Source organism: Shimia gijangensis (assembly GCF_900142085.1).
Lineage (GTDB): Bacteria > Pseudomonadota > Alphaproteobacteria > Rhodobacterales > Rhodobacteraceae > Shimia > Shimia gijangensis.
On sequence record NZ_FQZQ01000021.1, the window covers coordinates 1 to 11,792 of the forward strand.

The 11,792-nt window shown below is 56.2% G+C and carries 9 protein-coding genes; all 9 read left to right on the forward strand.

The annotated features are described in order from the left end of the window. Positions 1-109 precede the first annotated feature (109 nt). Positions 110-1,255: a DNA modification methylase gene (locus BUC32_RS15975; protein ID WP_073255171.1), complete on the forward strand. Its 1,146-nt coding sequence runs from the start codon at positions 110-112 to the stop codon at positions 1,253-1,255. Beyond that, the gene (locus tag BUC32_RS15980) at positions 1,252-1,659 is read left to right on the forward strand and encodes a DUF5681 domain-containing protein (RefSeq protein WP_073255174.1); all 408 of its coding nucleotides are present in this window, start codon (positions 1,252-1,254) and stop codon (positions 1,657-1,659) included. The genes BUC32_RS15975 and BUC32_RS15980 overlap by 4 nt, the downstream gene beginning before the upstream one ends. Next, positions 1,649-2,761 (forward strand): hypothetical protein, encoded by a 1,113-nt coding sequence (locus BUC32_RS15985; RefSeq protein WP_083599359.1) that lies wholly within the window; start codon positions 1,649-1,651, stop codon positions 2,759-2,761. Before BUC32_RS15980 ends, BUC32_RS15985 begins: the two co-directional genes overlap by 11 nt. Positions 2,762-2,767: 6 nt before the next feature. Beyond that, positions 2,768-3,067, forward strand: coding sequence for a phage terminase large subunit (gene terL, locus BUC32_RS20205; protein WP_281248995.1), 300 nt, complete (start codon positions 2,768-2,770; stop codon positions 3,065-3,067). Between the two features lie 777 nt (positions 3,068-3,844). After that, entirely contained in the window at positions 3,845-5,713 is a 1,869-nt protein-coding gene (locus BUC32_RS15990) for an HlyD family efflux transporter periplasmic adaptor subunit (protein WP_073255177.1), read from the forward strand. Then, positions 5,710-7,881, forward strand: coding sequence for an HlyD family efflux transporter periplasmic adaptor subunit (locus BUC32_RS15995; protein ID WP_073255180.1), 2,172 nt, complete (start codon positions 5,710-5,712; stop codon positions 7,879-7,881). The genes BUC32_RS15990 and BUC32_RS15995 overlap by 4 nt, the downstream gene beginning before the upstream one ends. 34 nt (positions 7,882-7,915) lie before the next feature. Further along, positions 7,916-8,734: a SapC family protein gene (locus BUC32_RS16000; protein WP_073255245.1), complete on the forward strand. Its 819-nt coding sequence runs from the start codon at positions 7,916-7,918 to the stop codon at positions 8,732-8,734. A 134-nt stretch (positions 8,735-8,868) separates the two neighbouring features. Beyond that, positions 8,869-10,731, forward strand: a complete 1,863-nt coding sequence (locus tag BUC32_RS16005) for a preprotein translocase subunit SecA (RefSeq protein ID WP_281248996.1) — start codon at positions 8,869-8,871, stop codon at positions 10,729-10,731. Beyond that, a complete protein-coding gene (locus BUC32_RS16010) occupies positions 10,728-11,525 on the forward strand; it encodes an efflux RND transporter periplasmic adaptor subunit (protein ID WP_073255186.1) in 798 nt (265 codons plus the stop codon). The genes BUC32_RS16005 and BUC32_RS16010 overlap by 4 nt, the downstream gene beginning before the upstream one ends. Positions 11,526-11,792: the final 267 nt, after the last annotated feature.

Here is an 11,792-nt window from a genome sequence, read left to right on the forward strand (position 1 = left end):
GCGCTGCTGACATAAAACATCCTCCCAATCAGGATGAATCACAAATCAAACCAAATGGGAATCCCATGATTCAGCTTTCAAGCTCGCCGCTTTAGATGAAGCAAATGGCGTGATCGCCGGGCATGGACGACTGACGGCCGCGTTGCAATTGGGGCTCTGTGAAGTCCCGGCCATCCGGATCACACATCTGAGCGCCGCAAAGAAACGCGCCTTGATGTTGGCCGACAATAAGATCGCGCTGAATGCGGCCTGGGATATGGACCTGCTGGCGTTAGAGCTTGCCGATCTGTCCGAGTTGACCCTGGACTTCGATCTGGAGATCACCGGCTTTGAGGTGCCCGAGATAGATCTGATCATCGAAGACGCGAAGCCCAGCCCCGCTCCCGAGGACGTGGTGCCGGAACCAGACACGACCAAGTCCCCCGTTTGCCAACCGGGAGATCTGTGGCTGCTTGGGGCTCACAAGGTTCTTTGCGGTGATGCCCGGAACGCAGACGACTATACCCGCCTTATGGATGGGGCAGAGGCGGGTCTTGGCTTCACGGACCCACCCTACAATGTGCCCATCTCAGGACATGTATGCGGGAATGGCAAGGTTCAGCATCGCGAGTTTGCCGAGGCGTCCGGCGAGATGAGCGAGGAAGACTTTGAGCGCTTCTTGCAGGAGACATTCACGCTCTGCGCTGCGCACAGCCACGATGGGGCCGTGTGGTTTGCCTGTATGGATTGGCGCCATGTTGGTGAGATCCGCTCCGCAGCGCTTGCGGCGTTCGATCAATGGCTGAATGTATGTGTCTGGGCCAAGACCAACGGCGGTATGGGTGGCTTGTATCGCTCGCAGTATGAACTGGTGTTTGTGCTCCGCAAAGGCAAGGCGGCGCATCGCAACAATGTCCAGCTTGGCAAGTTCGGGCGCAACCGTACCAACTTGTGGACCTATGCCGGAGTGAACACCTTCCGCGCGGGACGCATGGAAGAACTGCAAGCCCATCCCACAGCCAAGCCGGTTGAAATGGTCAAAGACGCAATCCTCGATGTGAGCAAACGCGGGGATATTGTGCTGGATCCGTTCCTGGGATCCGGGTCCACCCTGATTGCGGCGGAACGCTGCGGGCGGGTGGCCTATGGTCTGGAGATTGATCCGGCTTATGTCGATGTGATCCTGCGCCGATGGCAAAAGGAAACGGGTAAAGACCCTGTTCGGGCGAGCGACCAGATGTCCTTCACCTCTCTTGAAGAGGAGATGGTGCAATGAGCGAGGATGAGGATGACTTCGAGGTTGGCTATGGCAAGCCGCCCAAGAAAACCCGCTTCAAGAAAGGTCAGTCCGGTAACGCCAAGGGACGGCCGAAAGGCAGCCGGAACTTCGGCACTATCGTTGATGAGGCACTGAACGGAAAGGTGACAGTCAACGAGAATGGCAAAGCCTCCAAGATCGCTTCTTCGCAAGCCCTTGTCCTGCGCCTTCTTGAAAAGGCGTTGAGAGGAGAAGACCGCGCGTTGACGCAGATGATCGGCCTGGCTGCGGAGCGATCAGCCGAGCGGGAGGCGCAAAGCAAGGAACGCAGCCTGATTGCTGGGGAAGAAGGCATCGTGAAGCGGGTGTTGGAGGACCTTGTCAAAGAGATGGCGGAGGAGGGTGACGACAATGGCCAATGATCTGGACCGGGTTCATCTCTTCAACGCTTTGATGAGGCAATACCTCACGGGCTTTATCCAGCGCGTCTTTCTCACGGTGGATCCCGGAACCCCCTATCACCACAATTGGCATATTGATGCAATTGCCCATCAACTGGCACGCGTGGAACGGGGTGAGGTCACCCGGCTCATTATCACCATGCCGCCTCGGTCCCTGAAATCCATTGCCGCGTCGGTGGCCTTTCCTGCGTGGTTGCTTGGCCGGGACCCGCGCAAGCGGGTTCTGGCGGTCTCCTATGCAGAAGGTCTGTCTGAGAAACTGGCACTGGACTGCCTGAAGGTGCTGGAGGCGCCGTGGTACAAGGATTGCTTTCCTGCCACGCGGATCAAGCGGGGTCGGGGAGCGCGCAGTGATTTTGAAACCACAAAAGGCGGTGGGCGCTTCTCGACGTCTGTGAATGGCACGCTGACAGGGCGTGGCGGGGACATCATCCTGATTGATGACCCACACAAGCCTGAGGACATGGGGTCTGAGGTCAAGCGCACCGCGGTGTTGGACTGGTTCCGCTCGACCTTGTTGAGCCGGCTGAATGATCCAAAGAACGGCCCGATTGTATTGATCCAGCAGCGTGTGCATGAGGGGGATCTGGCGGGTACACTTCTGGAGCAGGGGGGATGGGAGCATCTGGATTTGCCTGCCATTGCCGAAGAGCCTTGCAAGATTGATCTCAGCGGAGCACGCAACTTCTTACGCAAGGAAGGCGATCTGTTGCACGCTGAGCGCTTGCCGCGTGATCTCCTGGATCGACGGCGCGAGGAAATGGGATCGTATGTGTTTGCCGCGCAGTACCAACAGCGGCCCGCGCCGGTGGGCGGCGGGCTGGTAAAGTGGGACTGGTTCCAGAGTTATGACCAGCAGCCGGACAGATTGCCGGGCGATCAAGTTGTGCAAAGCTGGGACACTGCCAGCAAGGCTGAGGAGGCCAATGACTTCTCGGTTTGCACCACCTGGTTGGTGCGGGGCGCCTCGGCTTGGCTGATCGATGTGCAAAGGGCCAAGCTTGAGTTCCCGGAGTTGCGTCGCCGGGTAGAAGCGGATGCAAAGAGGGTCGACGCCAGCTAGATCCTGATAGAGGAAGCCGGGTCTGGCATCCAGATGGCGCAGGACCTGAAGCGCAACACCCACCTCAATGTCACAGGTATTGTTCCGAAGCATGACAAAGCCACACGCCTGCTAGCTGTCACACCAATGATAGAAGGCGGTCGTATTGCAGTGCCAAAGGACGCGCCCTGGCTTGCCGAGTTCCGCCACGAACTCATGCTGTTTCCGAACGGTAAACATGACGATCAGGTCGACAGTCTCTCGCAGTTCCTCACATGGATGAGCAGGCCTCGACCTAAGTCCGGATGGATTCGGTTTCCAATATGAGCTTGGGTGTCGGAGCGCGGCTTGGCTTTGCGGAGAGCATGTTTGGGCTTGGGTCGTTTGTGGTGGCGGTTCGTTCCATTTCGCGTTGGTCACCAAGCGGCCAGACGTTTATGTCGGCTGTCTGAACACGGTTGTTTCCTTGTTCTCACTAAGTTCTCAGTTTCTTGCGAGATTGTTTCGATTGTCACACTATGTTCGAGGTTTGTTCAGTAAATGGTTTCAGGCCAGCGGCCACGCTGTTAGCGCTATGCCAAGGTTTGTGGCTCGTTATCGCTTTGTGCATGGCCTGTTCGATAGGACCAACATCGAGGATTTTGCTCAGGATAACGTTCTCAGGATGCTGAAAAGTGCGGGGAATATTGGGACTCTCCGGACGTTCGAATCCGATTACTTCCGTGGTTACCCATCTAGGCTAAACCGCTGTCTGTCCTGAACTTTCTGACGACGGACATTGGCAAAATACAAGTTCACAGGCACAATATACTGAGAATCTTAGTTTTTGTCGTGATTCGTCGTTTTTTATTTTCCTACTGTGTTGTATATAGGCGTTCAGTTTTCGAGTGCGAATTGCGGCGATTTGCGGAGATTGACCAAGACCAATTTTATTGGCGGGGAGATTATTGCTGCTGTGTTCATCGGGATATTTTTTCTATCGAGTGACGATGGACCAGCACCGATGTGGCAACTTGGGTGATTGGGGCTGTGTAAGCCGCGCTAGCAAAAAACCTTGTACAGACGATCACCAATCACCTTGGCAACGTGGACAGGGTGTAACGGATGAGTGATGCACACCATACGAGTTCTGCTAACGATTCGGAGAAACCCGGACAGGTTTCCTATGCGATCCTAGATCAGACAATTTGGGCCCGCTTTCAGGATGCCGAGGCCGTTGGCGAATATCTCGAGGCCTGGTTGGGCATTATGATCCGCCAGATCGACGGTATGGCGACAGGTTTGCTTGTCGCGACCGAGACATTGGATGTCGGCCCGTTTGAACCCATCGCAAGCTGGCCCGCTGGCGGGCCGATTGAAGACGAACTTTCGCAAGCGGCAGCGGAAGCCGTGCGAACGCGGCAAAGTGTGGTGTTTGGTGAGGACGCCGAAAGACGTATTCTAGCTTACCCAATCATGGCCTTGGATGGTTTGTTTGGGGCTGTCGCCGTTCACGTGCCGAAAAACGCGGCTTTAACGTCGACCCTGTTTCGCCGCATTCAGTGGGGGGCTTCGTGGATCGAGCTCTTGTTGCGACGGGAACAAGAGGCGAAGGATGGCGACCTGCGTGAGCGGGTCACAGTTGCGTTCGATGTGTTGGCAACCCTGCTTGAACGGCCTCGTCTGGACGAAGCGGGTTTAGCATTGGTCACCGATCTGGCGCGCAGGCTGGATTGCGAAACTGTCAGTCTTGGGCTGCGCAAGCGAAACCGTATGAAGGTGCAGGCTGTATCAAGTGCGGCAAGTTTTGGTCGACGCGCCAGCATGATCCGCGAGGTTGCCCACGCGATGGTCGAGGCGACCGATCAGGAGGCCGTTGTTCTTTGGCCCACCCCCGAAGATTGGGAGTTCAGGGTCGCCATTGCGCATGGAGACCTGGCCAAGTCGCACGGGGTTGGTTCGGTTTTGACGATCCCGCTTTTGTCGAATGACGAAATCATTGGCGCGTTGACTTTTGAACGCCGCGAAGACCTGCCTTTCACACCTCGTGACATGGAAGTCGCCGATGGCGTTGCCAGTATCGCTGGCCCGATTATCGAGGACCGTCGTCTTTCCGGCCGATGGCTGCCGCGCAAAATTGGGGCATCTTTGCTTTACTATGCGAAAGCGCTGCTGGGACCTTCACATTTCGGCAAAAAGCTGGCGACGCTGCTGGTCGGCCTCGTGGCTGCAACGCTTTGGTACACGCCGATCGACTATTCGATCAGTGCGCCCGCACGTCTGGAAGGGACCGTTCAAAGAAGCATTGTTGCGCCGTTCAACGGGTATCTGGCGTCACAACGTGCGCGGGCAGGTGATTTGGTTGAAGCGGATCAGGTGTTGGCTGTTTTCGACGAAAATGATTTGTCTCTGGAACGTCTGCGGCTGAGTACCGCGCTCAGTCAACGCCTACGTGAACTTGATCGTGCAATTGCGGACCGTGACCCGGCGCAGGCCAGTATCATCCGCGCGCAACGGCAACAGGCCGAAGCGCAAATCCTGCTGATTGATGAACAATTGGCCCGCACGCGGATCACGGCACCTTTTGCGGGTTATGTGATCGAGGGAGATCTGTCGCAATCGGTTGGCGCGTCGATTGAACGGGGCCAGACCATGTTCCGCATCGCGCCGCTGGACGGGTTCCGGGTCGTTCTGGAGATAAGCGAAACGGATATCCGTTCGATTGTAGATGGTCAAACTGGCGTTTTGCGCCTGTCGGCTTTTCCGGAAAAGCCGTTGGACTACCGGGTGACATTGATCACGCCTCTGGCGCGACAGGGCGAAGGGCGTAACTTCTTCCGTGTCGAAGCTGATTTGCTGGGTGAAATCGACAAGCTGCGCCCGGGCATGGAAGGCATTTCAAGGACCACCATCGAAGAAAAGCGGCTGGTTTGGGTCCTGCTCCATGATCTGGGCGACTGGCTGCGGCTCAAACTGTGGGCGTGGCAGCCATGAGCGCCAAACGGAACTGGACAAGCGCGTCATGGTATCGCGTGTCGGAATTCCGGCCCCGTCTGCGGGGACATGCACGTATTCACCGGCATCTGTACCGGGGTACTGTCTGGCACGTTCTTCAAGACCGTATTTCCGGACGGTTCCACCGTTTCCGGCCCGAAGCCTACCGTCTGATTGCCATGATGGATGGTGCGCACACACTTGAAGAGATTTGGGAAGAAGCGGTCGCGAACCTGGATATTGACGCGGTGACGCAAGATGAGCTGGTCCGTTTGGTCGGACAGCTTTATTCAGCTGACGTGCTGACCGGAGACATACCCCCGGACATTATCGAGCTTTCTGACCGGGGCCGCCGTACGCGCCGCACGAAACTTGTCAAAAGCTTGATCAACCCACTGGCGCTTCGTATTCCTGTCTTTGACCCGGACGGGTTTCTCAATGCGACAATGCCGATTTTCCGACCGTTGTTTACCTGGTTCGGCTGGCTCATCTTCTTCGGCGTCACGATTTATGCGTTGGTCCTTGCCGTATTGAACTTCGGCCCGCTTACAGCGAATGTGGCTGACCGTGTTTTGTCGGCGGAAAACCTGGTTTTGCTCTTGATTGCCTATCCGGTCATCAAAGCGTTTCACGAATTGGGCCATTCCTACGCCATCAAGCGGTGGGGCGGGGAGGTGCATGAAATTGGCATCATGTTCCTCGTGTTCATGCCTGTTCCCTATGTCGATGCATCAGACAGCATTGCGTTCCAGAACAAATGGCAACGTGCCCTTGTGGCCGCCGCCGGTATTTTGGTCGAGATGTTTCTGGCGGGTTTGGCTATGATCGTCTGGGCCGGGGCAGAGGAAGGCCTGATCCGTGCGTTCGCGTTCAACATCATGTTGATCGGCGGGGTGTCGACACTTCTGTTCAACGGAAATCCGCTTTTGCGTTTCGACGGGTATTACGTGCTTTGCGACATTATTGAAATTCCGAACCTGGGTCAGAGGGCGAACAAGTATCTGGCCTATCTCGTTCAGAAGTACGTATTCGGCACGCCCTACGCCGAGACCCCCGTGACGGCACGCAACGAACGGGCGTGGTTCGTCTCTTATGCTGTGGCGGCCTATGTCTATCGGCTGTTCATCACCGCCGCGATTATTGGACTTGTTGCGACAAGGTTTTTTGTGGTTGGGATCGCTCTTGCGATATGGGCGCTGTTTTTGATGCTTGTCCTCCCACTGCTCAAGGGGATCTGGTTCGTCTTCACCAGCCCCTCTTTGCGGCGCACACGCGGTCGGGCGGTTTTGGCTGCCGGAACGGTTGTCGCTGGTTTGGCGGGCTTGGTTTTGGCTGTCCCGGTTCCTCACAATACAATGGCAAAAGGTATCATACTGCCAGCCTCCAAATCCTACGCAAACGCGACGGCGGGTGGCATCGTTGAAGAGGTCTTTGTCTCCGAGGGGCAGAACGTCACCGCGGGAACCCCTTTGGTCGTCTTGTCAGATCCGCTCGTTCATGCGCGCCTTCTTCTTGCGGACGCGCGGATAGAAGAAATCGAACGACGCATAGCGGCCGAAGATCTGTTCGATCAGACCGGCGTTCGGATCATGGAAGAAGAACTCAAGGCCGCCGTGGCTGATCGTGCGCTGATCGCGCAAAGGATCGGCGAAATGACAGTGCGCGCGGCTGTGGATGGTAAAGTGATTTTGCCTGTCTCAGCCGACCTTTTGGGTCGGTTCGTGCAGCGTGGGGATCTGGTTGCGGTGGTCGCCCAGTTTAGGGACCCGGTTGTTCGTGTCGCCGTTCCCGAGGCACAGGCTGATCTTGTGCGCTCCCAAACCCACGCGCTTGATGTGCGACTGTCTTCGGACCAGGATTATATCCATTCGGCCAGTTTGTTGCGCACGGTTCCAGGCCTTACCCGGGCGTTGCCATCGCGGGCGTTGTCCTTTGAAGGGGGCGGGCTTTTTGCCCTGGATCCCGCTGCGCCTCGTGATCAGATACGTACGTTGGAGCCCGTGTTGCTGCTGGACCTCGCGCTGGATGGCCAACCCGGGGTGTCAGTCTATGGAGAGCACGCCTTTGTTCGATTTAGCCATGGGAAAAGCCCCTTGGCCTCGCGAATATACCGCGCAACGACGCGGGTATTCTTGAAGTATTTCGCATCCTTGGATGCCGGAGTTTGAAACTAGAAAAGACCAACAGGAAGAGGAATATCTAATGGCGACTCAATTGCTTTTTTATCAAAACGCGCGTCCGGTTACGGTTTCGGAGCATGGCGATCTTAGCGTCCGTGGCGCAGATGGTTACGGTTTTGCCTCCAAGGTTAATTCCGTCCCGCTTACCGCCATTGAATTCGCGGCAGCGGCTGGGAACTACCCGATTGTTTTCGCCGGGAACGAAGACCGGGTTATGCCGACGGTCATCCTTGGCGTGAAGGATCATGAGAACTTCTTTGTTGAAGACGGCGCTTGGAAAGCTGGCACCTATGTCCCTGCATTCGTTCGCCGCTATCCGTTCGTTTTCTCGACTGACAAGGAAAACAACAACTTCATCCTCAACATTGACGAAGACTACTCGGGCTGTAATCGCGACGGTAGTGGCGAGCGCCTGTTTGACACCGATGGCAACCACACCGTCTATCTGAAAAACACCCTGCGATTTCTGCAGGAATACCAGGGGCAGTTCCGGCGCACCGAGGCATATTGCAAGCGTCTGAACGATCTGGGGCTTCTTCAGCCGATGCAAGCGCAGTTCAACCTTGCCGACGGTGAAAACCGGTCGCTGTCGGGTTTCATGTCGGTCAACCGCGACAAACTGCGTGAAATCGACGATGAAACGCTGCGCCAGATGTTTGACACTGATGAATTGGAATGCACGTTCCTTCACCTGCATTCGATGCGTCACTTCCAGACAATGCTGGGGCAGTTCGCAGGCTCGGACGCTCCGGCGGATGCGCCCGCAGACAAGGCTGATGCGGCTCCTGAAAAGGCTGCTGCACCGGCTGCAAAGAAAACGAAAAATAGCAAAACTAGCTAAGCACGATGTCACAGACTTCTTTGCTTGCTGGGTTCGCTCCGCCTCAAGTTCGGTTTTACCCCGAGCGTGTGGATCAGGAGCGTAGCCGGATCGACGAAATAGGTGAGGGAGCGTTAAGCGCTCTCACCCGACCTATGCGTGACGCGGTTTACCCGTTTCGCGCCCGGTTCGATCTGGCTCGCATAAGCCGAATTTCTCGGCGTTTGAAGGCAATGAGTGACGCAGATTTCGATGCGGAAATCGCCAGGTCAAGGGTCCGTCTCAGGCGCGATGTTCTGTCCGACCGGTCCCGCAGGCATGGCGTCGCTCTGGTGTGCGAAACCATCTTTCGCACGCTTGGTCTAAGGCCCCACAATGTTCAAATCCGGGGCGCTTTGGCGATGCTGCGCGGCGCCCTGATTGAAATGGATACTGGCGAAGGGAAAACGATCACGGCGGCGCTTTCGGCCGCAACCGCCGCGCTGGCCGGCATCCCCACGCATGTGATTACCGTCAACAATTATTTGGCTGAACGTGACGCCGAAAACCTGGGCCCGATCTACGAGCGGCTCGGATTGCGGCTCGGTGTGATTTTGGAGGACTCATCACCTGATGATCGCCGAAGCACCTATCGGTGCGACATCGTTTATGCGTCTAACACTGAAATCGCGTTCGACTACTTGCGTGATCGAATTGATTTCGGGCGCGAGGGTCCGCTGGGGACACGTGCCAAGTTGCGCCGTATTGCCGAGCCAGAGACGACAAAACCACCAGTGATGCGCGGGCTTCCATTTGCGATCGTAGATGAGGCGGACAGTGTTTTCGTCGACGAGGCGCGAACCCCCTTGATTATTTCACGCCGCAGTGACCCCGAGGCTGAAGCGGTCTGGACGGGCATCGCACTGGACATTGCGCGCGCGCTGAGGCGCGACAAGGATTTCATATTGATCGGCGACGAAAAGCGACTGCGGCTGACCGATACAGGAAGGCAAACCATCGCAGACCTTGCACGCGAACATACTGGGATCTGGGAGAGCCCGATCCGGCGCGAAGAAGTGGTAAGTCAGGCGCTTTCCGTTCTGTATATTTTTAAGAACGGTGAGCAGTATCTGGTCAACGACGGCAAGGTGCAGATTGTGGACGAATACACGGGCCGGTTGCAGCCGGATCGGTCCTGGTCTGATGGGCTGCATCAGTTGGTTGAGGCAAGCGAGGGTGTCGAGATTACCGGTCAGAACCTGGTCATTGCGCGGATGACCTATCAGCGGTTTTTCCGCCGTTATGTGCGGCTTTCTGGAATGACCGGTACCGCAAAAGAAGTGAAGCGTGAACTTCTGACAGTGTTCCGTCTGAACACAGTCAGAATACCCCCGCGCGTGCGATCACGGCTTCGTTTCCGTCTTCCACGAGTTTTTCGAACGAAGACCCAGAAATGGGCCCATGTGGTTCGCGAGGTGTCCCGGGAGGTGTCACTTGGCCGCCCAGTTTTGATCGGAACACGGTCCGTCGCTGCCTCGCGAGAGGTGTCGGAAATGCTTACTGAAGCAAAGCTGGAACACGACGTCTTAAATGCGGAAACCGTGGAAGAAAGCTCTCGCATTATTGCCGCGGCGGGGCAGGGCGGGCGAATTACCGTCGCGACGAACATGGCAGGTCGTGGGGTTGATATCTCGCTGGAAGAGGACGTGGTCAAAGCCGGTGGACTTCATGTCGTCCTGACCGAACGGCACGACGCTGGACGAATTGACCGTCAACTCGCCGGGCGGGCTGGACGACGAGGCGAGCCAGGGTCAGTTTCGACGATTTTGTCGCTGGAAGACGCGCTGCTTGATGTCATCAGTGCGACTGCCTCCAAGTTGATTTCCCAACTGCCCGTCGTCTCGCTCGCAGTAAGGCTGCGTCTGTTCGACCGGGCCCAGAAACGCGCCGAAAAAATGCATGCGCGCGCGCGACAAGATCTCGTGCGCCAAGATCGACGGCTGAACCAGTTGCTGTCGTTCGTAGGAGGAATGGAATGATTAAAGGTTTTGTGTTTCCGCTTGCGATAATGCTTGCGACCCCTGTGCTGGCAGATGGTTATGACTGTCTCATGGACCCCGCTGAGACGATCGACCTCGGTAGCCCGGTTTCCGGCTTGTTGGACGAAGTTCTTGTGGATCGTGGTGACGTGGTCACCAAGGGGCAAATTGTTGCGCGGCTGAACTCTGCTGTTGAACAAAGCACCGTTGAGCTTCTCCGCACGAGAGCAAACTCGACAGCTGTGATAGACGCACAGGCCGAACAACTTTCCATGGTCGAAAAGCGCTATGAGCGGGTCAAACAGCTGCTGGAAAAAGAAGTGGTGACGGTCGAAACCTTTGACCAAGTTGAAGCAGAACTGATCGCGGCGAAAAGCTTGTTGTTTCAGGCAGAACTCAACCGTGAAATTGCCGAACAAGAACTGAAGCGGGCGGAAATTGTCTTGAGACAACGGACCATTCGCAGCCCTGCAGACGGTGTGGTGAATTCGCGCGAACTGGTGCCGGGTGAGTATGTTGGAAACGACGACCATCTGCTGACAATCGTCAAGCACGACCCGCTCATCATCGAAGCGTTCCTGCCTGTCCAGCAATTCAGCGCCATCGCGGTGGGCGACACGGCGACCATCACACCCGCCGCGCCCTTGGAGGGTACATACACCGCCACAGTCACATCCATCGACAGTGTATTTGATGCGGCGAGCGCGACATTTTCTGTCTTTCTAGAGCTGCCAAATCCCGAGCGGAAGTTACCTGCCGGACATCGCTGCACGCTCGCATTTGACGAGAGTTAGGATGGGCGTTTGCATCCGCTTACCACCTTAAAGAATCGATATTTTGAAGAGAGGGCGTGAAAAAAGACAGGCAAAATCAAATGTTTCTCGTTGTGTTGGAGAAAAATAAGAACTTTTGCCAAGAGTATGTCATAATTGTGAGGCACATTGTCCCATGCGCCAAATTCTTGGCGTCGAGGAAGATTTTTTTGCCTGTGTTTTTGTAACTCGTTCCCGCGCTGTTTTTTTCTGCCATGCGCAAAACTTAAAAACCTGGGGAGAGAGAAA

What these genes read in the sequence shown, in the direction of transcription:
- BUC32_RS16005 (WP_281248996.1), top strand. Translation starts at nt 8,869, where the DNA reads ATGCGTGACGCGGTTTACCCGTTTCGCGCCCGGTTCGATCTGGCTCGC.
- BUC32_RS15985 (WP_083599359.1), top strand. Translation starts at nt 1,649, where the DNA reads ATGGCCAATGATCTGGACCGGGTTCATCTCTTCAACGCTTTGATGAGG.
- BUC32_RS15995 (WP_073255180.1), top strand. Translation starts at nt 5,710, where the DNA reads ATGAGCGCCAAACGGAACTGGACAAGCGCGTCATGGTATCGCGTGTCG.
- BUC32_RS16010 (WP_073255186.1), top strand. Translation starts at nt 10,728, where the DNA reads ATGATTAAAGGTTTTGTGTTTCCGCTTGCGATAATGCTTGCGACCCCT.
- BUC32_RS15990 (WP_073255177.1), top strand. Translation starts at nt 3,845, where the DNA reads ATGAGTGATGCACACCATACGAGTTCTGCTAACGATTCGGAGAAACCC.
- BUC32_RS15980 (WP_073255174.1), top strand. Translation starts at nt 1,252, where the DNA reads ATGAGCGAGGATGAGGATGACTTCGAGGTTGGCTATGGCAAGCCGCCC.
- BUC32_RS16000 (WP_073255245.1), top strand. Translation starts at nt 7,916, where the DNA reads ATGGCGACTCAATTGCTTTTTTATCAAAACGCGCGTCCGGTTACGGTT.